The sequence below is a fragment of the Pseudomonas syringae genome, from assembly GCF_000737245.1.
Taxonomy (GTDB): Bacteria; Pseudomonadota; Gammaproteobacteria; order Pseudomonadales; family Pseudomonadaceae; genus Aquipseudomonas; species Aquipseudomonas syringae_J.
Window position 1 is genome coordinate 1 of sequence record NZ_JPQU01000058.1, and the last position, 21966, is coordinate 21966.

The following is a 21966-nucleotide window of genomic DNA, read 5'->3' on the forward strand; positions in this document are numbered from 1 at the left end:
GTCTGCGCCAGAAGAGGTGCGAATTATAGAGAGATTCCAGAGGCCGTCAACCCCTATTTTCAGCTTTCTTCCAAAACCAGCGTAATACGCCCGAATGCCTTCTTGCCGGCCTGGCAAACGTGCGTTGCTCCGATTTTAAAGACGAATGAGCGATCGATAACTTCACCATCTATACGCACACCGCCAGAAGCCAACAGATCCCTGGCCACTGCGGAGTTCTTCACCAGGCCTGCCTTATTAAGGACAGCAGCGATCGGCATGTCGTCAGCAGCACCAACCAACAACTCAGGCAAATCATCTGGAAGCTCGCCTTCCTTCATGCGGTTGCCGGCAGAACGGTGCGCATTGGCAGCAGCTTCCTCACCATGGAATCGAGCAACAATTTCTTCAGCCAGCTTGATCTTGATATCGCGCGGGTTAGCACCCTTCTCGCAATCAGCCCTGAAGCCGTTGATCTCTTCCATCGAGCGGAAGCTCAGCAATTCAAAGTAGCGCCACATCAAAGCATCCGGAATCGATACCAGCTTGCTGTACATAATGCCCGGCGCTTCCTGGATGCCGACGTAGTTACCCAACGACTTGGACATCTTCTTGACGCCATCCAACCCCTCCAGCAAAGGCATGGTCAGAATGCACTGCGGCTCCTGACCATAGGCGCGTTGCAATTCACGCCCCATGAGCAGGTTGAACTTCTGATCCGTACCGCCCAGCTCGACATCGGAACGCAGCGCTACCGAGTCATACCCCTGAACCAGCGGATACATGAATTCATGGATAGCGATGGGTTGGCTGCTTTTATAGCGCTTGTCGAAATCATCGCGCTCCAACATGCGAGCGACGGTGTACTGGGATGAGAGACGAATGAAGTCCGCAGGGCTCATCTGGTCCATCCAGGTGGAGTTGAACGCCACCTCGGTTTTGGCCGGATCAAGAATCTTGAATACCTGGGACTTGTACGTTTCGGCGTAGTCGAGCACTTGTTCGCGAGTCAACGGCGGACGCGTAGCGCTCTTGCCGCTCGGATCGCCGATCATCCCTGTGAAGTCGCCGATCAGGAAAATGACGTGATGGCCAAGGTCCTGAAACTGACGCAGCTTATTAATAAGCACGGTGTGACCGAGGTGCAGATCAGGTGCCGTAGGATCAAACCCGGCTTTAATACGTAGTGGCTGGCCACGCTTGAGCTTGGCAACCAGCTCAGCCTCGACCAGGAGTTCATCCGCACCACGCTTGATCAGCGCCAGCTGCTCTTCAACCGACTTCATATCCGCCCCATTTTCGCCATTTTCAAAGGGAACCAACCATACAAGATCAGAGCCCAATTACAAGTTTTGCCCAGCGTTTAGGGACGAATCGCGCAGCGACGCGTTCGCAGGGTTGCTTCGCATAGGTTTTGGTTATATTTTATACAGTTATTTCATCTTCATCATGTCATTCATCTTTTCCAATTCATCTTTTTTCAAATTCAAATTACCTATGATAGACACACCGCCTAAAGCGCCTCCGCTTTATCCAAAGAGTCACCTGCTCGCTGCAAGCGGCATCGCCGCCTTGCTGAGCCTGGCCCTTCTGGTCTTCCCATCAAGCGAAGTTGAAGCCAAAAAAACAATTTTGAATCTTGATCTGGAAGCCTCTGCCGATCAGATCACACCTAACCAAGACGCTCCGGAAACGGATCAAGCCACACAAGAAGCAACAGATTCTCCATTTGCCCAGATCGACAACGGCGCAGAACAGGCCGAAAAGAGCGTCGCCAATACGCCGGGTGCCGCTAAAGCACCGGCCGCAACGGCGAAGAATGCCAATCATCGCGAAGTGATCGTCGCCAAAGGCGATACGTTGTCCACTCTGTTCGAGAAAGTCGGTCTTCCGGCGACAACCGTTCATGAAGTCATGGCTAGCGATAAGCAGGCCAAGCAGTTCAGCCGCCTGCAGAACGGGCAGGTCCTTCAGTTCGAGCTGAGCGCTGACGGCCAGCTCAAGCAGCTGCACACCAAGCTGAGCGAGCTGGAAACCATCAGCCTCTCCAGAACCAGCAAAGGCTTATCCTTCAGCCGGGAAATCAGCAAACCGGATGTGCGCACCGCCTATGTTCACGGCGTCATCAATAACTCTCTGTCGCAATCCGCACAGCGCGCTGGCTTGACCCATAGCATGACCATGGATATGGCCAACATTTTCGGCTACGACATCGACTTCGCTCAGGACATTCGCAAAGGCGACGAATTCGACGTCATCTATGAACAGAAGGTCGTGAACGGGAAAACCGTCGGCACGGGTAACATCCTGTCTGCCCGATTCACTAACCACGGCAAGTCGTACTCCGCCGTGCGTTACACCAACAAACAAGGCAATACCAATTACTACACAGCCGACGGCAATAGCATGCGTAAGGCGTTCATCCGTACACCGGTGGACTTTGCCCGTATCAGCTCCATGTTTTCCATGGGCCGCAAGCACCCGATTCTGAACAAGATCCGCGCTCACAAAGGCGTGGACTATGCAGCACCGCGCGGCACGCCCATCAAGGCCACCGGTGACGGCAAAGTTTTGCTCGCCGGTCGGCGTGGCGGCTATGGCAATACAGTAATCATCCAGCACGGTGATACCTATCGCACGCTCTACGGCCACATGCAGGGCTTTGCCAAAGGTGTCCAAACCGGCGGCACGGTCAAGCAAGGTCAGGTGATCGGCTATATTGGTACTACCGGCCTGTCGACAGGGCCGCACTTGCACTATGAATTCCAGGTCAACGGCGTGCACGTTGATCCATTGGGACAAAAGCTGCCAATGGCAGACCCGATCGCCAAATCCGAAAAACAGCGGTTCATGCAGCAGAGCCAGCCACTTATGGCTCGTATGGATCAGGAAAAGGCCACCATGCTGGCCTCGAGCAAACGATAATCCATGGCCTTCTTCTATATAGGTGTGATGTCCGGTAGCAGCCTCGATGGGATTGATATCGCCCTTGTGGAGCAAGATGCCCGGCCAAGATTGTTGGCAACTCACTACATTCCCATGCCGGAAGATCTGCGCGCCGAACTGCTGGGGCTTTGCTCCAGCGGCCCGGACGAGCTGACACGAGCAGCGATCGCCGAGCAGAAATGGGTGCACCTGGCGGCTAAAGGCGTTCTGGCCTTACTCGCCGAACAAGGCCTGGTTGCAGGCCAGATTCGTGCCATTGGCAGCCACGGCCAGACCATACGCCATGAGCCGTCACGGGGCTTCAGCATCCAGATTGGCAACCCTGCTTTGCTTGCCGAACTTACCGAAATCACCGTGGTGAGCGATTTCCGTCGTCGTGACATCGCCGCCGGCGGGCAAGGCGCCCCATTGGTACCGGCCTTCCACGAAGCGTTGTTCGACGACAACAAAGACCGCCGTGCGGTACTTAATATTGGCGGGTTCAGCAATCTCAGCCTCATTGAGCTGGATCGTCCTGTCTCCGGATTCGATTGCGGTCCTGGCAATGTGCTGATGGATGCCTGGATTCAATCTCAGCGCGGCGAAAGCTTTGACCGTGATGGTGCCTGGGGCGCAAGTGGCAAAGTCGACCCAGCCTTGTTGAAGGCGCTGCTCAGCGATCAGTTCTTCTTGACCAAGGGTCCTAAAAGTACCGGCCGAGAAGTGTTCAATCTTGGCTGGCTGCATCACCATCTGTTTCAACTGCCCACGCTCTCCCCACAGGACGTGCAGGCAACACTGATGGAGCTGACAGCGCAGACCATTACCGAGTCCTTGCAATCAGCGCAATCTGAAACCAAAGAGCTGTTGATCTGCGGTGGCGGCGCCCACAACGTTGCGCTGACGCAGCGTCTGGCCGAGCTGCTTCCGGAGACAAAAGTCAGCAGCACCGCTGCATTTGGTATTGATCCGGACTGGGTTGAGGCAATGGCCTTTGCCTGGCTGGCTCATTGCTGCCTGGAAAGCGTGCCGGCCAACCGGCCTACCGTTACGGGAGCCCGAGGGCTGCGCGTCCTGGGTGCTATCTACCCCGCTTAAAAAGCGTCACACACAAAAACGCCGCGCATCTGCGCGGCGTTTTTGTTTATAAAGCCAGAAGAATCAGATCGAGAAGGAAGACCCACAACCGCAGGTGGTGGAGGCATTCGGGTTCTTGATGACGAAACGAGAACCTTCCAGGCCTTCCTGGTAATCCACTTCAGCGCCAGCCAGATACTGGAAGCTCATTGGATCAACCACCAGGCTCACGCCTTCGCGCTCAACGATGGTGTCATCGTCGGCAACATCTTCATCGAAAGTGAAACCGTACTGAAAACCTGAACAGCCGCCGCCAGTCACGAACACACGCAGCTTCAGGCGATCGTTACCCTCTTCATCGACCAGGGTCTTCACTTTGTGCGCGGCACCATGTGTGAATTGCAAAGCCGTTGGAGTGAAGGACTCGACGCTCATGTTAAATATCTCCCGGCGCTAAGCCGTCATAATGCGTAATGACGCGCATTATCCGCTTCTCCGACAAAATTGGTCAACTATTCTGGAGCAGCGCAAGCTTCAAGCCGCAAGCTGCAAGTGATCGCGCTGACCTCTTGCCGCTTGCCGCTTGTAGCCAAAAACTGCTTTTAGGGCATCATCCCCGCGTGGGACAGACCCAGCTTCTCGTCCAGGCCGAACATGATGTTCATGTTCTGCACCGCCTGACCCGACGCGCCCTTGACCAGATTGTCGATAACCGAAAGTACAACCACCAGATCCCCGCCCTGGGGACGATGCACAGCAATCCGACAGACGTTTGCGCCGCGAACACTGCGGGTTTCCGGGTGGCTGCCTGCTGGCATCACATCGACGAAGGGTTCATTGGCATAGCGTTTCTCGAACAACGCCTGCAGGTCCACAGACTTGTCCACAACCGTCGCATACAAGGTGGAGTGGATACCGCGAATCATCGGTGTCAGGTGTGGTACGAACGTCAACCCGACGTCCCCACCTGCTGCACGGCGCAAGCCTTGAGTGATTTCGGGCAAGTGGCGATGACCTTTGACGGCGTAGGCCTTGAAGCTTTCATTCGCCTCGGAGTACAGCGAGCCGATGCTCAGGCCGCGACCCGCACCACTGACACCGGATTTGCAGTCAGCGATCAGGCGAGAGTTATCGGCAAGGCCGGCCTCCAGCAATGGCAAAAAGCCCAGCTGAGTGGCGGTTGGATAGCAACCCGGTACCGCGATAAGCCGCGCTTGTTTGATTTGCTCACGATTGACCTCTGGCAAACCGTAAACCGCGTCTTTGAGCAACTCGGGTGCGCCGTGAGGCTGACCGTACCACTTGGCCCATTCCACAGAGTCCTGGAGACGGAAGTCAGCGGAAAGATCGATGACTCGAGTACCGGCATTCAGCAGTTCACCAGCCAGGGAGTGGGCAACACCATGCGGAGTGGCAAAGAACACCACATCGCACGCGCCAAGGGTCGCGACGTCCGGCACGCTGAACGCCAGACCATCGTAATGACCACGCAGATTAGGGTACATATCTGCGACAGGCAGGCCTGCCTCGGATCGAGAAGTGATGACGACCACTTCAGCTTGCGGATGCTGTGCCAACAGACGCAGCAACTCGACACCGGTGTAACCCGTGCCGCCGACGATACCGACCTTGACCATAACCTGCCCTCTACGTACCAACTGGAAAGCCGTCGATAATATGGGCGTAACGCGTCTGCGACAACCGACAACGTGACGTATGGGCCTCCCAGCCACTACTATTTGACCCACCGTGAACCTGGGAATAACTGAAAATGCTCTATTTGTGGATCAAAGCGCTCCATATCGTGTCGGTCGTCTGCTGGTTTGCAGCGCTGTTCTACCTGCCAAGACTGTTCGTCTACCACTCCATGAGCGAGGACACTGTCAGCCGTGAGCGCTTTTGCGTGATGGAACGCAAGCTCTACCGGGGCATCATGGGTCCGGCAATGATTGCAACACTGGTGTTCGGCATCTGGCTGATCAGCCTGACTCCCGGATTCATGTCCCAAGCCTGGATGCATGTCAAGTTGACCCTTGTTGTGCTGCTGATCGGTTATCACCATGTATGCGGCGCGCAGGTCAAACGCTTTGCTCGTGGCGAAAATGGCCGCAGCCATGTTTTTTATCGCTGGTTCAATGAAGTTCCTGTTTTGATCCTGCTGGCTATCGTCATTCTGGTAGTGGTCAAACCTTTCTGACTTCTCCCGTGAACGTGACGTCAATGCAGGGCTTTCGAAGGCACCTGCGTTGACGGCTGAACGGCACCACTGAGTCATGACGCATTAACCTGCTCTTCTTCCGGGTCAGGCCGTTTTTATCAGCAGACTCTTTTCCAACCGCAAGGAAGCCAGACATGGCCAATACCCTTTTTAAAATCGTGTTCGAAGGGCAATTGCGCAATGGCGTTGATTTGCAAACCGCCAAGCTCAATCTGGCACAGCTCTTCAAGAGCGAAACATCTGCTGTGGAGAAGCTCTTCAATGGCAACCCCATCGCGCTGAAACGCGGCCTGACTCGATCAGATGCAGACGCCTACATCAAAGCTTTGAACGAGGCAGGCGTAGAGGCACGGATCGAGGCTGATCCGGCAATTAGCCTGCGGCTGGAAGAAGTCGAGCAGGCGCCGGTTTATGTAGCATCTTCCGAGCTGGCCCCTGGATCACCCTATGCTCCACCGCGCGCGTCGGTCAGCGAGCCTATCGAGGAATATGGAGAGCTAAAAATCTTCGGCATTCAGGGCCGGCTGGGACGCCTTCGCTACCTGGCGTGGACGCTGGTACTGATGATCGCCAGCCTGTCCGTCATTGGTTTGTGCGCCATGGTCATGAGTGTTTCACTCATCGGTGGGGGTTTGCTGATGACAGTGGCCAGCGCGGCAGCCTTCGTCATTCTCATCCAGATCGGGGTGCGGCGCCTGCATGATATGGGCTGGTCTGGCTGGCTGATTCTGTTGAGTCTGCTGCCTTATATGAACAGCGTGTTCTTCTTGCTCATGGTCCTGATACCCGGTAACAAGAGCGCCAATCAATATGGGGCGCCACCGCCCCCCAACACCCGCAGCATCAAAGTGCTGGCATGGATGTGGATCTTGTTCATCGCCGTGGTTTTCGTGTCGGGCCTGTCGGGCGGCCTGGATGTGTTGCAAGAACAACTGGACGCCACAACCTCGGAATATGAACAATCACTGCCTTACGATGATCCGGCGCAAAATCCGGCAACGGACAACCAGCCTGAGGGCGACGAAGATCAATAGTCTGTTTTCTTTAGCCCGGAATAAGCTCTGCGGCTCGCTACACGCACAATGGAGAGTGGCATGACCCGTTACGCCTTGATCACCGGGGCAACCAGTGGCATTGGCCTGGCCATGGCCGAAGCGTTGGCTCGCCGAGGGCATAGGTTGATTCTGGTCGCCCGGGAGCGCGATCTGCTGGAGACAATCGCCATAGAGCTGACCCAGCGCTTTGGCGTCGAGGTACTGTTCCGCGCCTGCGACCTGGGTGAACCGCTAAGATTGTCCGGGTTTCTGCTAGAACTGGAAGAGGAAGGCGCCCACCAGATCGATCTATTGGTCAACTGCGCCGGCATCGGCACATCCGGTCCTTTTCTTGCCCAGGACTGGGGCCTTGAGCAAGACCTGATCGACTTGAATATCCTGGCGCTCACCCGCCTTTGCCATACCGTAGGTAACCTGATGGCGTTACAAGGGGGCGGACAAATTCTCAACGTTGCGTCAGTTGGCGCCTTCACGCCCGGCCCCTGGATGAGCACCTATCACGCAAGCAAAGCCTATGTACTGCACTTTTCAGAAGGGCTGCGGGAGGAAGTGAAGAAAAACGGCATAAAGGTTTCGGTACTGTGCCCTGGCCCTACGCGCACTGCGTTTTTTCGCACCGCGCAGCTCCAGGCCGGAAAAATCAGTAGTAGACGCTGGATGAGCCCTGAAGAAGTCGCGCTGTATACCGTTCGAGCAATGGCGAAGAACCGCGCGGTGATTATTCCCGGATGGCGCAACCGGTGGATGTCCTTCAGTCCACGATTGATCTCGCGCTGGCTGAGCCGCACCATCACCGGTCTGTTCAATAAATCCATGTGCTCGCGCTGACCTGGGCAGGCTGTACACTCGGACAACTCGATCATTTATCACGACCATTCACCCACAAGGAGCAAACGGCTGTGGATACTTTGTTTACCAAGATCATCAACCGGGAAATTCCCGCGAAAATCATCTTCGAAGATGACCAAGTGCTCGCGTTTCACGACATCGCCCCGCAGGCACCGGTGCATTTTCTGGTTATCCCGAAAAAGCCCATCCGCACGCTGAACGATCTGACCGAAGAAGACAAAGGCCTCGCCGGTCATATTCTGTTCACCGCCCAGCGCCTGGCAAAGGAGTTAGGGTGCGAGGATGGATTTCGGGTGGTCATGAACTGCAACGAGCAGGGCGGGCAGACCGTCTATCACATTCATATGCACGTGTTGGGTCAGCGCCAGATGAACTGGCCGCCGGGTTGATCGCCTCTTCGTAGGAGCGCGCTTGCCCGCGATTGCGTCGGGTCAGTCGACACATGTGTCGGCTGTTACTGCCAATCGTGGGCAAGCGCGCCCCTACAATCGGCTACATCACAATGACCCAGCTCAAGCCTCTCGAACCCGATTCGGGTAGACTGGCCCCATGGTTTTTCCGGAGGTGCCCATGGCTACCGAACGTCACTACTCCCCTATCGACCGTATCCTGCTGCAAGCCGACGCTGCAATGCGGACCTTGTTGCCGTCCAAGGGATACTCCTTCCGCCCGTCCCCCGCCATCGTTCAGCCTGAAGTGAAGATGAGTGACGTGGACACCAAGCATGTCGCAGGGCTGATGCGCATCAATCACACTGGTGAAGTCTGCGCACAGGCGCTGTACCAGGGCCAGGCCCTGACCGCCAAGCTGCCCAATGTCCGCAAGGCCATGGAACATGCTGCCGAAGAAGAGATCGACCACCTGGTCTGGTGCGAACAACGCATTCACCAATTGGGCAGCCATACCAGCGTGCTGAACCCGCTGTTTTATGGCCTTTCATTCGGTATTGGCGCTGCTGCAGGGCTGATCAGTGACAAAGTCAGTCTGGGGTTCGTTGCGGCTACTGAAGATCAGGTCTGCAGACACTTGAACGAACACCTTGAACAGATTCCAGTCGAGGATGAAAAGTCCCGCGCCATTCTCGAACAGATGCGCATCGACGAAGAGCATCACGCCGAAAGCGCATTGAACGCAGGAGGCTTCCGCTTCCCTGCGCCAATCAAATTTGGCATGAGTGTGCTGGCCAAGGTCATGACAAAAAGCACGTACCGGATCTGACTGCTCATGCGCTGTGAATGCGTTTCCATCTCTATAGGAGCGCACGAGCAGCGCGAGGCCGCGATAGCGGTCTGACTGATACACCGCCATCGCGGCCTCGCGCTGCTCGTGTGCGCCTACATTTGATCAACCAACTTTCAACCCAACTCGACGATTTCATAATCGTGGGTAATCTCGACGCCAGCGTTGCCCAGCATGATCGAGGCTGAGCAGTACTTTTCGGCCGATAGCTCGATGGCGCGTTTGACCTGAGCTTCTTTCAAGCCACGGCCTTTAACCACGAAGTGCAGGTGGATCTTGGTAAACACCTTGGGATCTTCGTTGGCACGCTCAGCTTCCAGAAAGGCTTCGCAACTTTCTATCGGCTGACGGGATTTCTTCAGAATGCTGACCACGTCGAAGTTGCTGCAGCCTCCCAGACCGATCAGCACCATCTCCATCGGCCGCACTCCGAGGTTACGCCCACCGCTCTCGGGCGGGCCATCCATTACCACCACATGACCGCTACCGGATTCACCGAGGAACATGGCTTCACCAGCCCATTGAATGCGTGCCTTCATCGCCAGGACTCCACTGCTAAAAAAGTGGCGGCCAGCTTAGCACAGCGGCCCGCGACCACCGGTTTTGCCTCCAAATTCGATTTAGAAATAAAGATGTAGGAAGTTTCGGAAAAGCATTCAAATGGCCGTTAAAAAGATGGCTAAATGCATTGTCCTGCCGATAACGATAACAACACCTCCAGCGAAGCAATTTCAGGACCCAAGAATGGCTATCCCCCTGACTCCCAAGATCAAGCACCTGGAAAAGTTTCTCTCGCACGCTCAACGTCGCCGCCATCCGGCGAAGGCCAACATCATCTGTGCGGGTGATCGTTCCGAGTCACTGTTTTACATTGTCAAAGGCTCGGTTACCGTCTTGATCGAGGACGAAGAAGGCCGCGAGATGATCGTCGCCTATCTCAACTCCGGAGACTTCTTCGGCGAGCTGGGTCTTTTCGAGACGTCAGGACAGGAAAACATCCGCAGTGCTTGGGTCAGAACCAAGACCGAATGCGACCTTGCTGAAATCAGCTATGGCAAATTCCGTGAGCTTTCACATCAGGAGCCGGAAATCCTCTACGACCTCGGCAGCCAGATGGCCGAGCGCCTGCGCAACACAACCCGCAAAGTCGGCGACCTGGCTTTCCTGGACGTCACCGGGCGAGTGGCACGCACATTACTGGATTTGTGCAAACAACCTGACGCCATGACCCATCCCGATGGCATGCAGATCAAGATCACCCGACAGGAAATCGGCCGCATTGTGGGCTGTTCACGGGAAATGGTTGGCCGCGTGCTCAAGGCTCTGGAGGAACAGAAGCTGGTGAACGTTAAAGGCAAGACCATGGTGGTGTTCGGGACGCGGTGAGGGTGGCGCACCGCAGACGCCTTGGCCTGAATCGTATATGTGGGAGCGAGCTTGCTCGCGAAGATTTATAAGGCTCAGAAAATGCGTGGATGTAACGTCCTCCTCGCGAGCAAGGTGGAGCGCCACCCCGGTCTCTCCCACGGATCAAAACTCAGTAAACATGCTGCTGTAAACCCTCGCCAATCTCTCCAACACCCCATCCACAGGAAACGCCTCGCTCAACGCGACGTGGCTATCAGCTTTCACGCGCTGTTCAATTTCACATATCTCATTGAAACGATTGACCGCCGCGACCATTTCCCTGCGCTCGTCCTCAACCAGCAAGGCACCATGCGCCAGCACCACAGGTCTGAACCCACCTTGGCTTTGCCGCCAACGCTGCGCGGTGCCGACCATCTTGCGCCCGTCGAGGTTGACGTTGTAACGGCCGTCGCAGAAAGCGCCTTCAACCTCACCCAAAGAAGCAGCACCACCCAAGTCGCTCAGCACATCCAGAATGGGCTGACACAGACGTCGATAGGCTATTTCAATGCGATCGCGATCAGGCTCGCTCTTGGGCTGGGCGTAAACCAAGGCAATATTAACGGTGGCCGACGACTGCGGCACAGGTTCACCGCCGGTTTCGCGCAACAGAATTGGCCAACCACTGTCAGCAAGTGTTTCACTGGCTTCGACGAACCCAGGCAACCGACTCATGCGCCTTGGCATCACCAGAGCGCGATCTCGCGGACGCCACAGCAGCAAACCAAAATCGGCCTGCGCCGCACAGACCGAGGCCAACAGATCCAGCTCAGCCTGTAAGCCTGCTTCGACGCAGATATCGATGATCAGATCAGACATGTGCAACCTCGGTCGCGGCCGTCGAAGCAATACCGCGCAGGATCAGTCAGCGGTTGTACCGCTGATCAAGATGCCGCGCTCGGGAAAGAACAATCGCTGCAGTTCCGCGCCCGGCTGCTCGGCACGCATGAACGCTTCGCCGACGAGGAAGGAATACACGTCGCTGATTTCCATGAGCTCGACATCCGCGCGATTGAGAATACCGCTCTCGGTGATGACCAGGCGATCACGCGGAATGCGGGGCAGAAGGTCCAGCGTGGTCTCCAGGCTCACTTCAAAGGTGTGCAGGTTTCGGTTATTGATGCCGACCAGCGGGGTGTCCAGGGTTTTCAGTGCACGCTCCAGTTCGGCACCGTCGTGCACTTCCACCAACACATCCAGCCCGACGCTTTTGGCGACCGATGCCAGCTCGGCCATCTTCACGTCATCCAGCGCCGAGACAATCAACAACACGCAGTCAGCGCCCAGCGCACGGGCCTCGACGATCTGATACGGATCGATCATGAAGTCTTTGCGAATCACCGGCAGCTTGCAGGCCGCGCGAGCCTGCTGCAGATACTCGTCCGCGCCCTGAAAGAAATCGATGTCGGTCAAAACGGAAAGGCAGGTCGCACCGCCCTTCTCATAGCTCTTGGCGATATCTGCCGGCAAGAAGTTCTCGCGAATCACGCCTTTGCTGGGTGACGCTTTCTTGATTTCAGCGATGACCGCAGGCTGCTTGCGTTTGGCCTGCTCGATCAGGGCTTTGGCAAACCCGCGAACCGGATCGGCGTTTGCAGCCAGACGCTCGACTTCAGCAAGGCTGACGGCCGAACGGCGGGCGGCCACTTCCTCAGCCTTGCGGGCAAGGATTTTTTCCAGAACTGTCGGCACGCTCATCCTTCATTCTCCTGCTTGAATACCGCGGTAAAGGCACCCAACTCGTCCATCTTCTCCCGGGCCAGCCCCGTATGAAGCGCATCATGCGCCAGCTCCACGCCCTCTTTGAGGGTGTAGGCATGATCAGCAGCATAAAGCGCCGCTCCAGCATTGAGGATAATCATTTCCGCAGCCTTCTGGCCGTGCTCAGTCTTGCGGCGTCCCAGCGCATCGCGGATCAGCGCCAAAGATGCCTCAGGACCGTCGACTGCCAGGCCAAACAGACTCTGGCTCTTCATGCCCAGATCTTCGGGCTGCACCCAATACTCGGTGACTTCACCGTTCTTCAGCTCGGCGACAAAGGTCGGCGCCGCCAGACTGAACTCGTCCAGACCGTCCTGAGAGTGCACCACCAACACGTGCTTGCTACCCAGACGAAGCAACACTTCGGCCAATGGGCGGCACAATGCCTGACTGAATACGCCCACCACCTGATGCTGCACGCCGGCCGGGTTAGTCAGCGGGCCGAGCATATTGAACAAGGTTCGCAGGCCCAGATCACGACGAGGACCTGCAGCGTGCTTCATCGCACCGTGATGTGCCTGAGCAAACATGAAGCCGATGCCCACGCTATCAATGCAGCGCGCCACTTGAACCGGTGTTAGGTTCAGATAAACCCCGGCCGCTTCGAGCAAATCAGCACTGCCACTCTTGCCCGACACCGCCCGGTTGCCGTGCTTGGCGACCGTACAGCCAGCTGCGGCGACCACGAACGAGGAGGCTGTCGACACATTGAAGATATTGGCACCATCACCGCCAGTACCGACGACATCAACCACCCGATCAAGGGTCTTGAGTTCGACTTTGCCTGCCAGCTCACGCATGACCGAAACCGCACCGACTATTTCATCGATACTTTCGCTCTTCATGCGCATGCCCATCATGAAGGCACCAATCTGCGCCTCCGTGCACTGGCCAGTCATGATGGCGCGCATCACGTCGCTCATTTCGGCAGTGCTTAAATCCAGGTTATCGACAATCCGCCCCAGCGCGGTCTTGATGTCCATTGGCTTAGTCATAAAAAAATCCTTAACCCTGACGGGTGCCGCCGGTTTGCTTGAGGAAGTTCGCGAACAGCTCGTGGCCCTGCTCGGTCAGAATCGATTCAGGGTGAAACTGGATCCCTTCGACATTCAGCGTCTTGTGACGCAGGCCCATGATTTCGTCCATGGAACCGTCTTCCAGGGCAGTCCAGGCCGTCACTTCCAGACACTCAGGCAAGGTGTCGAGCTTGACTACCAAAGAGTGGTAGCGAGTCACCGTCAACGGATGGTTAAGGCCTTCGAATACGCCGTCGTCTTCGTGTACCACCGGGCTGGTCTTGCCGTGCATCACCTGCCGGGCTCGTACGACGTCACCGCCAAAAGCCTGGCCGATGGACTGGTGACCAAGACAAACACCCAGAATCGGCAACTTGCCCGCGAAGTGTTTGATCACTTCAAGGGATACGCCGGCTTCATTCGGGGTGCATGGCCCAGGAGAAACAACGATGCGCTCGGGGTTCAGCGCTTCAATTTCGGCAACGGTCAATTCGTCGTTGCGGATCACCTTCACGTCGGCACCCAACTCACCGAGGTACTGCACGACGTTGTAGGTAAAGGAATCATAGTTATCGATCATCAGCAGCATTTGGCTTTCAACCCTTGAATTACTGACTATTTATTCAACCTTCAAATCGCTGCCGATTGAGTAGCCACTAGTTTAGCGACCGGGCATTGTCCCGGGAAAGCGGCAGGGCAAGGATTTAAAAGCGTATCAGGAAGAGGTCCGGTCGGGCCGGATTGGAATTAGTCAGGCGCGCCAACGCCAACGGGCGTGAGCCTTGATTACGCGCATCAAGAGTTTGCTGACGATCAACACAGGGGGAGTCTCGTTTTTACGTTTGGGCACATTAGCGTACCAAGGGGTGACGCGCAATATGGGACCTCTGGAGCGTGGCTTTGACTAATGGATTTGCTCAATGATTTAGCTACGCTTTTGTAACGCAAAAGATACACCTCGGACTCGAACCACCACCGCTTGGCAGGTAATGACTATTTGGCCTGGCGCTGGCGGTTGAGCTAGCTACTTTTCGTACACCCTATAGAACAACAAGAGGGATCTTGACCATGCTGCAAAACAAACCATTCGCGGTGCTTACTGCTTGCTTGCTTGCATCTACCTGTCAGATCGCACTAGCCGCCCCCTCCCCCTACTCCACAATGATCGTCTTCGGCGATAGCCTGGCCGACGCCGGGCAATTCCCGGATGCGGGCGGCCCGGCAGGGGCGACATTGCGTTTCACCAATCGCACGGGCCCGACTTTTCAAGATGGCAGTGGTGAATTCTTTAGCCTGAACTCGTCGACCTTGCTGGGTATGAAGCTCAATATCGCTCCCGGTGATCTGGGCGCTTCGACTTCGCCGGTCAATGCCGCCCTGGGGCTGGCGGACGGCAATAACTGGGCAGTGGGTGGCGACCGGACGGATCAGATTTACGAGGCGATCACTTCCCAATCCAACATCATCAATCCGGACGACGGGACTGTATTCCGCACGCGGCCGGGCTATCTGGTCGCTAATAATTTCCGTGCGGATCCTAACGCGTTGTATTACCTGACCGGTGGCGGGAATGACTTCTTACAGGGGCGGGTGCTGAGTCTGTCGCAATCTCGCGACGCAGCTGACCGACTGGCCGATAGCGCCCAAGTGCTGCAACAGGCAGGGGCGAAGTACATCATGGTCTGGCTGCTGCCGGACATCGGTCAGACGCCAGCGGTATCGGGCACCATCCTTGCCCCTTTCACTTCGATACTCAGTGGCGCGTTCAATACTCAGTTGGTCAGCAGGCTAGCGCAGATAGACGCTGAAATCATTCCGCTGAACGTACCCCGCTTCGTTTCAGAAACCCTGGATAACCCGGCGCGCTTTGGTCTGGCCGCTGACCAGAATCTGGTGGGTACCTGTTTCAGCGGCAACAGTTGTGAGGAAAACAGTACCTATGGCATCAGCAGCGCCACACCAGACCCCAGCAAGCTGCTGTTCAACGATGGCGTGCATCCCACTGAGGCCGGGCAGCGGCTAATTGCCGATTACGCCTACTCCTTGCTGGCGGCTCCATGGGAAGTCAGCCTGATGCCGGAAATGGCCAATGGCACGTTACGCACTCAGCAGGATGAGCTTCGCAGCCAATGGCTTGCAGATTGGGGCAACTGGCAGCGCGTCGGTGAATGGCGGGCCATTGTGGCGGCGGGCGGTCAGAAAATGGATTTCGACGCGCAGGACAATTCAGCCAATGCAGACGGACACGGCTACAACTTGACCGTTGGCGGCAGCTATCGTTTCGCAGAGAAATGGCGCGCAGGCATGGTGGCAGGGGCGTATCGGCAGAATCTGGACGCTGGCGAACGGGATTCGGACTACAAACTCAACAACTATCTGGCGACGGCCTTTGTCCAATATCAGGCCAACCATTTGTGGGCTGACCTTGCCGCTTCGGGCGGCCACCTTGATTACGAGAATGCCGAACGCAAGTTCGCCCTGGGAATTGCCGAGGGCAGCGAGAAAGGCGATACCGACGGTGAAATCTGGGGGGCGAGTGCACGATTGGGCTTTGATCTTGCCGGAGCCAGCAGCAGCTGGCACCTCTCGCCGTTCATCAGCGCTGATTACGCCCATGTGAACGTCAATGGCTATTCGGAAAAAGGCAATCGCTCCACAGCTCTGACCTTCGATGACCAAAAGCGCAAATCACGACGTCTCGGCGGTGGTCTGCAGGGCAAATTTCTGATCACGCCCTCAACTCAGTTGTTCGCCGAAGTCGCTCATGAGCGGGAGTTTGAGAGTGACCCGCAAGACGTCACCATCGCCCTGAACAGCCTGCCGCTCAATGACTTCACCCTGGAAGGCTACACACCACAACGAGACTTGAACCGCGCCACGCTTGGCATAAGCCAGAAACTGACCCAGGACCTGAGCCTGCGTGCCAGTTACAACTGGCGCAAGAATGACGATGTGAAACAGCAGGGAGTGAATCTGGCGGTGAGTCTGGATTTCTAAACGGCGCGGCCCACAAGATGATGTGACGACGTGGGACCGGCTTTAGCCGGGAAGGGGTCAGTACAACCGATCAATTTACAGCGGATGTACTGACCTCTTCCCGGCCAAAGCCGGTCCCACGTTTCCCGTCGCTTTCGGCGCTTACTGCTCCTGCTCAGCCAACGCCACCGCGCGGAACATCGCGCGGCGTTTGTTCAGGGTTTCTTCCCATTCCAGCACGGGCACCGAGTCGGCGACGATGCCGCCACCGGCTTGAACATGCAGTTCGCCGTTTTTGATCACGGCAGTACGGATCGCAATCGCGGTGTCCATGTTGCCGTTCCAGGCCAGGTAACCCACTGCGCCGCCGTAGACGCCACGCTTGACGGGCTCCAGTTCGTCGATGATTTCCATGGCGCGAATTTTCGGCGCGCCGGACAAGGTACCTGCTGGCAGAATCGCCCGCAGTGCGTCCATCGCGGTCAGGCCGCTTTTCAGTTGGCCGGTGACGTTGGAAACGATGTGCATCACGTTGGAATAACGTTCGATGACCATTTTTTCCGTGAGCCGCACTGAGCCGATTTCCGAAACGCGTCCGGTATCGTTCCGTCCCAGATCGATGAGCATCAGGTGTTCGGCGATTTCCTTGTCGTCCGATAGCAAATCTTTTTCCAGCGCCAGATCCGCTTCTTCGTTGGTGCCCCGTGGTCGGGTGCCAGCAATTGGCCGAACAGTAATCAGGTTGTCTTCGACTCGCACCAGCACTTCTGGCGAACTGCCAACGACGTGGAAGTCGCCGAAATTAAAGAAGTACATATAAGGAGTCGGGTTGAAGCAGCGCAGCGCCCGATACAAATCGATCGGCGCGGCCTTGAAGTCGATGGACATACGTTGCGAAGGCACCACCTGCATCACGTCGCCCGCCAGGATGTATTCCTTGATGGTGTCGACGGCTTTCTCGTAATCATCCTGAGTGAAGCTGGAACGGAACACCGGGTCTGCAGCTTGCGGGCGGGTCAGGTCAAGGCCACGACGCGGGGTGATGGGCTGACGCAGTTTTTCCATCAGCTCCTCAAGACGCGCCAGCCCGCTTTCATAAGCGTCCTGCTGCGCAGGGTCGACCAGCACGATGGCGTGCATCTTGCCCGCCAGGTTGTCGAACACCACTACGGCATCGGAGACCATCAGCAGGATGTCCGGCACGCCCAGTGGATCGGGGTTCGGGCATTTGCCCAAACGCTTCTCGACGTAGCGCACGCAGTCATAACCGAAGTAACCCACCAGCCCGCCGTTGAAGCGCGGCAAGCCTGGAATGGTCGGTACGTTGTAGCGCGCCTTGAAGTCTTCGACAAACGCCAGCGGGTCTTCAGCCTTGAGGCTTTCGATCTCGACGCCATCGTGAGTCACGCTGACGTCATGATCATGCACGCGCACGACAGTGCGGCACGGCAAACCAATAATCGAATAACGGCCCCACTTCTCCCCCCCCTGCACCGACTCCAGCAAATAAGAGTTCGGTTGATCGGCAAGCTTGAGGTAGATCGACAGCGGCGTGTCGAAGTCGGCAAGGGTTTCGTAAGCAAGCGGTATGCGGTTGTAGCCAGAAGCAGCCAAACGCAGGAATTCTTCGCGATTCATCATCAGCCTCGTAGGTGAGGGTTAGCAGTCAGGTAAGCAAACAGTGCCGGTAAACGTATCCGGCCGGATTCAAGTCAGGCGCGCCAACGCCAACGGGCCAGGGCCTTGATGACTTTCATCCAGAGTTTGCGAGTGACCACCACGATGGAATCTCTAAAGGAGGGATCTTTGATTTCCGGCAACATTATCCCAGCGTCCAGATCGAGGCAACCGGGAATCAAGCGTCGCAGATCATCAATGACCATCGCCGGCGCTTCTTCTTCGATCGGCCGACCATGATTGTAACCGTAGCTCATGGCAACACAGGCGACACCAGCAGCCTTGGCAGCCTGTATATCACTGCGCGAATCACCCACAAACAGCGACTGCGAAGCCGGAATGTTGGTCATTTTCATGACGAAAAACAGCGCGGCCGGATCGGGCTTTTTGGTTGGCATGGTGTCGCCACCGATGATCAGGCGGAAAAACCGCCCCAACTTCATTTCATCCAGCAGCGGCGCGACGAAACGCTCCGGCTTGTTGGTGATCAGCGCCATTTCGACGCCTTTCTTCTGCAGCCATTTCAGGGTTTCCCGCACGCCGGGATAGACCGAGGTGAACTCATGCTTTTCGGCATAGAAGTTCATGAAGATCTCCAGAGCCTGCTCAGCCTGGGCGTCATCGACAGCGCTGTGATCGAGATCATTGGCCAGGGCCCGACGCACCAGAATCGGCGCACCGTTGCCAATCCAGTTTCTGACTGACGCCAGACCCGCCACCGGGCGACCGAGTTCGAGCAGCATTTTATCCACTGCGACTGCCAGATCTGGCACTGAGTCCACCAGGGTGCCATCCAGATCGAACATGATCAGCTTGGGAAGACGACCCGGGAACAGCTGCTCGAAGCCGCTCATGCGCGAGACAACGCCAACTCTGCGCGCATTTTGTCGATCACGTGTTTGTAGTCCGGGGTATTGAAGATAGCTGAACCGGCAACGAAGGTATCAGCACCGGCAGCGGCGATTTCGCGGATGTTATTGACGTTGACGCCGCCGTCGATTTCCAGACGAATATCCAGACCCGAGGCATCAATCAGCGCTCGCGCTTCACGCAGTTTGTTCAGAGTGCCGGGGATGAATTTCTGGCCACCGAAGCCTGGGTTGACGCTCATGAGCAGGATCATGTCGACCTTGTCCATCACGTATTCCAGCAGGTTCAGGGGCGTGGCCGGGTTGAACACCAGACCCGCCTTGCAGCCGCCCTCTTTGATCAGTTGCAGCGAGCGATCAATGTGCTGGGTCGCTTCCGGGTGGAAAGTGATGTAGGTCGCGCCGGCTTCAATGAAGTCACCGATGATGCGATCCACGGGGCTGACCATCAGGTGCACATCGATGGGTGCTGTCACGCCGTATTTACGCAACGCCGAACACACCATCGGACCAATGGTCAGGTTCGGTACGTAGTGGTTGTCCATCACATCGAAGTGAACAATGTCCGCGCCAGCGGCCAGCACGGAGTCGACTTCCTGGCCCAGACGGGCGAAATCAGCGGAAAGAATCGATGGAGCAATGAGGAAGGGCTGCATGACGCACCTTTTTGAGCAGAATCACGGTGGCGCGCATTGTACTCCAAGCGTCTGCTGGCGCGAGTGCTCTCTCGTAGGAGCGGCTTTAGCCGCGAGGACAGTATTCCGGACCAGGCAGCTTTGGCGGATTTACCGACCTCCTCCCGGCTAAAGCCAGTCCTACGAGGGGTAGATTCTTACTCTACAGCCGTGCGCAACTTCTCACTGCGCCCGCGCAGCCACTCCAGCACCAGCAACAGCACCACCGAGAAGCCGATCAGCAGGGTCGCGGCGGCGGCGATGGTTGGGCTGAGGTTCTCCCGGATACCGCTGAACATCTGCCGGGGCAAAGTCGCCTGCTCTGGACCCGCAAGGAACAGCGTGACCACCACCTCATCAAACGAGGTCGCGAAAGCAAACAGCGCCCCCGAGATCACGCCCGGTGCGATAAGAGGCAAGGTCACCCGGCGAAACGCGGTAAGCGGCGAGGCACCGAGGCTGGCGGCCGCACGCACCAGGTTGTGGTTGAAGCCCTGCAAAGTGGCCGACACGGTAATGATCACAAAGGGCACGCCCAATACCGCATGGACCAGAATCAACGACAGAAAGCTGTTGCCCATACCCAACGGCGCGAAGAACAGGTAACTCGCCACACCGATGATCACCACCGGCACCACCATCGGCGAAATCACCAGGGCCATCACCAGCGCTTTGCCGGGGAAGTTGCCACGGGTCAGGCCAATCGCTGCCAGGGTGCCGAATACCATGGCCAGCACAGTCGCCGCCGGAGCGATGATCAGGCTGTTTTTAAGGGCGCGCATCCACTCATTGGAGTTGAAGAAGTCTTGATACCAGTGCATCGAGAAGCCTTGCAGCGGATAGACCAGAAAGCTTCCGGAGTTGAACGACAACGGGATGATCACCAGCACAGGCAGCACCAGGAACAGCAGGATCAAGCCACACAGAATGCGCAGCGCGTAATACCAGACCCGTTCCAGCGGCGACGAATATGAACTCAGCATGATGACTCCCCTCAGCTCAGACGCAGGCGGCTGGCGCCGACCAACCAGTTATAAATCAGGTACAGCACGATGGTCGCCAGCAGCAGCAAGCCGCCCAGTGCTGTCGCCATGCCCCAGTTGATGCTGGTGTTGGTGTAGAACGCGACGAAGTAGCTGACCATCTGATCGTTCGGGCTGCCCAGCAAGGCCGGGGTGATGTAGTAGCCGATCGCCAGAATGAACACCAACAGACAACCAGCGCCGACACCGGCGTAAGTCTGCGGGAAGTACACCCGCCAGAAGCTGGCGAACGGATTGCAGCCCAGGGAAATCGCGGCACGCATGTAAGTTGGGGAGATGCCCTTCATCACGCTGTAGATCGGCAGGATCATGAACGGCAGCATGATGTGCACCATGGAGATATAAACCCCGACCCGGTTGAACACCAGCTCCAGCGGTTTATCGATGATGCCCATGGCCATCAGCGCGCCGTTGATCAGGCCGCTCGATTGCAGCAACACGATCCAGGCCGCGACACGCACTAGAATCGACGTCCAGAACGGCAACAACACCAGAATCATCAGCAGGTTGCTCTGGCGCGCCGGTAGGTTGGCCAGCAGGTAAGCCAGCGGATAGGCCAGCACCAGACAGATCACGGTAATGACGAAGCCCATCCAGAAGGTGCGGGCGAAGATGTCGAGGTAGATCGCTTGATCCGGGGTCGCCGGTGCCACTTCACCGAGGTCGTCGATGCGATGGTCCACAGCGGCCAGCAAATAATAGGGGGTAACACTACTGGTATTACGACGGATCACCTGCCAATAGGCCGGATCACCCCAACGCTCATCCAGCGCTTCGAGCGCATCCTTGTAAGAAGCAGGCTCTTCCTTGAACGGCAGCGCACGGGCGGTGCTCATCAACAGGCTGCGATAGCCGGCCAGTTCCATGTTCATACGTTTGGACAGATCACCCAGGGTGGAATTCTTGCGGGTTTGCGCCAGATCCATGCTCAGGGCTTTGTACACAGGCTCGGAAGGCAGGCCTTTGCCGTCCCACTTGGCCACTTCGATCACGGTAGTCGGTAAGGCATTGACCACTTCCGGGTTGCCGACGCTTTTGTAGAGCAACGCGACGATGGGCACCAGGAACACCAGCAGCAGGAAGATCACCAGCGGCGCAATCAGGGCCTGCGCCTTCCAGCGATTAACCCGTTCGGCGCGAGCCAGACGTTGCTTCAAGGTGGGGCTGGCGCCTTCAGTCAGGGGCACGGCGATGGCCATAG

Annotated in this window: 22 protein-coding genes; 9 read left to right on the forward strand and 13 right to left on the reverse strand. The window is 56.9% G+C overall.

What is annotated here, in order from left to right; translation table 11 throughout:
* Positions 1 to 59: 59 nt before the first annotated feature.
* Positions 60 to 1265 carry a tyrosine--tRNA ligase gene (gene tyrS, locus IV01_RS05925; protein ID WP_032630501.1) on the reverse strand — a complete coding sequence of 402 codons (1206 nt, stop codon included), beginning with the start codon at positions 1263 to 1265 and terminating at the stop codon, positions 60 to 62.
* Positions 1266 to 1476: 211 nt separating this feature from the next.
* Here tyrS and IV01_RS05920 point away from each other — a divergent pair, with 211 nt between their 5' ends.
* Together IV01_RS05920 and IV01_RS05915 are read left to right on the forward strand one after the other, a co-directional pair.
* The gene (locus IV01_RS05920) at positions 1477 to 2904 is read left to right on the forward strand and encodes a peptidoglycan DD-metalloendopeptidase family protein (protein ID WP_032630530.1); all 1428 of its coding nucleotides are present in this window, start codon (positions 1477 to 1479) and stop codon (positions 2902 to 2904) included.
* Between the two features lie 3 nt (positions 2905 to 2907).
* A complete protein-coding gene (locus IV01_RS05915; RefSeq protein ID WP_032630502.1) occupies positions 2908 to 4002 on the forward strand; it encodes an anhydro-N-acetylmuramic acid kinase in 1095 nt (364 codons plus the stop codon).
* Between the two features lie 63 nt (positions 4003 to 4065).
* Here IV01_RS05915 and erpA read toward each other — a convergent pair whose 3' ends face one another.
* Both erpA and argC read right to left on the reverse strand, forming a co-directional pair.
* Positions 4066 to 4416: an iron-sulfur cluster insertion protein ErpA gene (gene erpA / locus IV01_RS05910; protein ID WP_027900658.1), complete on the reverse strand. Its 351-nt coding sequence runs from the start codon at positions 4414 to 4416 to the stop codon at positions 4066 to 4068.
* Positions 4417 to 4583: 167 nt separating this feature from the next.
* Positions 4584 to 5618, reverse strand: coding sequence for an N-acetyl-gamma-glutamyl-phosphate reductase (argC, locus tag IV01_RS05905; RefSeq protein ID WP_032630503.1), 1035 nt, complete (start codon positions 5616 to 5618; stop codon positions 4584 to 4586).
* A 134-nt stretch (positions 5619 to 5752) separates the two neighbouring features.
* On the opposite strand from argC, the gene hemJ reads away from it, so the two are divergent.
* The 5 genes from hemJ to coq7 all read left to right on the forward strand — a co-directional run bounded on the left by hemJ (position 5753) and on the right by coq7 (position 9321).
* The gene (gene hemJ, locus IV01_RS05900; protein ID WP_032630504.1) at positions 5753 to 6178 is read left to right on the forward strand and encodes a protoporphyrinogen oxidase HemJ; all 426 of its coding nucleotides are present in this window, start codon (positions 5753 to 5755) and stop codon (positions 6176 to 6178) included.
* Between the two features lie 155 nt (positions 6179 to 6333).
* Entirely contained in the window at positions 6334 to 7233 is a 900-nt protein-coding gene (locus IV01_RS05895; protein WP_032630506.1) for a DUF805 domain-containing protein, read from the forward strand.
* A gap of 60 nt (positions 7234 to 7293) precedes the next feature.
* Positions 7294 to 8082 (forward strand): SDR family NAD(P)-dependent oxidoreductase, encoded by a 789-nt coding sequence (locus tag IV01_RS05890; RefSeq protein ID WP_032630508.1) that lies wholly within the window; start codon positions 7294 to 7296, stop codon positions 8080 to 8082.
* Between the two features lie 71 nt (positions 8083 to 8153).
* Positions 8154 to 8492, forward strand: coding sequence for a histidine triad nucleotide-binding protein (locus IV01_RS05885; RefSeq protein WP_032630509.1), 339 nt, complete (start codon positions 8154 to 8156; stop codon positions 8490 to 8492).
* A gap of 181 nt (positions 8493 to 8673) precedes the next feature.
* Positions 8674 to 9321 carry a 2-polyprenyl-3-methyl-6-methoxy-1,4-benzoquinone monooxygenase gene (gene coq7, locus IV01_RS05880; protein WP_032630510.1) on the forward strand — a complete coding sequence of 216 codons (648 nt, stop codon included), beginning with the start codon at positions 8674 to 8676 and terminating at the stop codon, positions 9319 to 9321.
* Between the two features lie 137 nt (positions 9322 to 9458).
* Here coq7 and IV01_RS05875 read toward each other — a convergent pair whose 3' ends face one another.
* Positions 9459 to 9881, reverse strand: a complete 423-nt coding sequence (locus tag IV01_RS05875; RefSeq protein ID WP_032630511.1) for an OsmC family protein — start codon at positions 9879 to 9881, stop codon at positions 9459 to 9461.
* Positions 9882 to 10086: 205 nt separating this feature from the next.
* Between IV01_RS05875 and crp the strand changes: the two genes are divergently transcribed.
* Positions 10087 to 10728 (forward strand): cAMP-activated global transcriptional regulator CRP, encoded by a 642-nt coding sequence (gene crp, locus IV01_RS05870; protein WP_032630512.1) that lies wholly within the window; start codon positions 10087 to 10089, stop codon positions 10726 to 10728.
* 144 nt (positions 10729 to 10872) lie between these two features.
* Here crp and IV01_RS05865 read toward each other — a convergent pair whose 3' ends face one another.
* The 4 genes from IV01_RS05865 to IV01_RS05850 are packed head-to-tail and all read right to left on the reverse strand — an operon-like array spanning position 10873 to position 14115.
* Positions 10873 to 11568, reverse strand: a complete 696-nt coding sequence (locus tag IV01_RS05865; protein WP_032630513.1) for a lipoyl protein ligase domain-containing protein — start codon at positions 11566 to 11568, stop codon at positions 10873 to 10875.
* Between the two features lie 42 nt (positions 11569 to 11610).
* Positions 11611 to 12447 (reverse strand): indole-3-glycerol phosphate synthase TrpC, encoded by an 837-nt coding sequence (gene trpC / locus IV01_RS05860; protein WP_032630514.1) that lies wholly within the window; start codon positions 12445 to 12447, stop codon positions 11611 to 11613.
* Entirely contained in the window at positions 12444 to 13493 is a 1050-nt protein-coding gene (gene trpD / locus IV01_RS05855) for an anthranilate phosphoribosyltransferase (RefSeq protein ID WP_032630532.1), read from the reverse strand. Before trpD ends, trpC begins: the two co-directional genes overlap by 4 nt.
* Before the next feature lie 22 nt (positions 13494 to 13515).
* Positions 13516 to 14115, reverse strand: coding sequence for an aminodeoxychorismate/anthranilate synthase component II (locus IV01_RS05850; RefSeq protein WP_032630515.1), 600 nt, complete (start codon positions 14113 to 14115; stop codon positions 13516 to 13518).
* A gap of 479 nt (positions 14116 to 14594) precedes the next feature.
* On the opposite strand from IV01_RS05850, the gene estP reads away from it, so the two are divergent.
* Positions 14595 to 16523, forward strand: a complete 1929-nt coding sequence (gene estP, locus IV01_RS05845) for an esterase EstP (protein WP_032630516.1) — start codon at positions 14595 to 14597, stop codon at positions 16521 to 16523.
* A gap of 141 nt (positions 16524 to 16664) precedes the next feature.
* Here the strand turns inward: estP and trpE are convergent, their stop codons facing one another.
* From trpE to IV01_RS05820, 5 genes are all read right to left on the reverse strand, one after another.
* Positions 16665 to 18140: an anthranilate synthase component I gene (trpE, locus tag IV01_RS05840; protein WP_032630517.1), complete on the reverse strand. Its 1476-nt coding sequence runs from the start codon at positions 18138 to 18140 to the stop codon at positions 16665 to 16667.
* A gap of 74 nt (positions 18141 to 18214) precedes the next feature.
* The gene (locus tag IV01_RS05835) at positions 18215 to 19033 is read right to left on the reverse strand and encodes a phosphoglycolate phosphatase (RefSeq protein WP_032630519.1); all 819 of its coding nucleotides are present in this window, start codon (positions 19031 to 19033) and stop codon (positions 18215 to 18217) included.
* Positions 19030 to 19704 (reverse strand): ribulose-phosphate 3-epimerase, encoded by a 675-nt coding sequence (rpe, locus tag IV01_RS05830; protein WP_032630520.1) that lies wholly within the window; start codon positions 19702 to 19704, stop codon positions 19030 to 19032. Before rpe ends, IV01_RS05835 begins: the two co-directional genes overlap by 4 nt.
* Positions 19705 to 19880: 176 nt before the next feature.
* Positions 19881 to 20705, reverse strand: coding sequence for an ABC transporter permease (locus IV01_RS05825; protein ID WP_032630521.1), 825 nt, complete (start codon positions 20703 to 20705; stop codon positions 19881 to 19883).
* A gap of 11 nt (positions 20706 to 20716) precedes the next feature.
* Positions 20717 to 21964 carry an ABC transporter permease gene (locus IV01_RS05820; RefSeq protein WP_032630522.1) on the reverse strand — a complete coding sequence of 416 codons (1248 nt, stop codon included), beginning with the start codon at positions 21962 to 21964 and terminating at the stop codon, positions 20717 to 20719.
* Positions 21965 to 21966 lie beyond the last annotated feature (2 nt).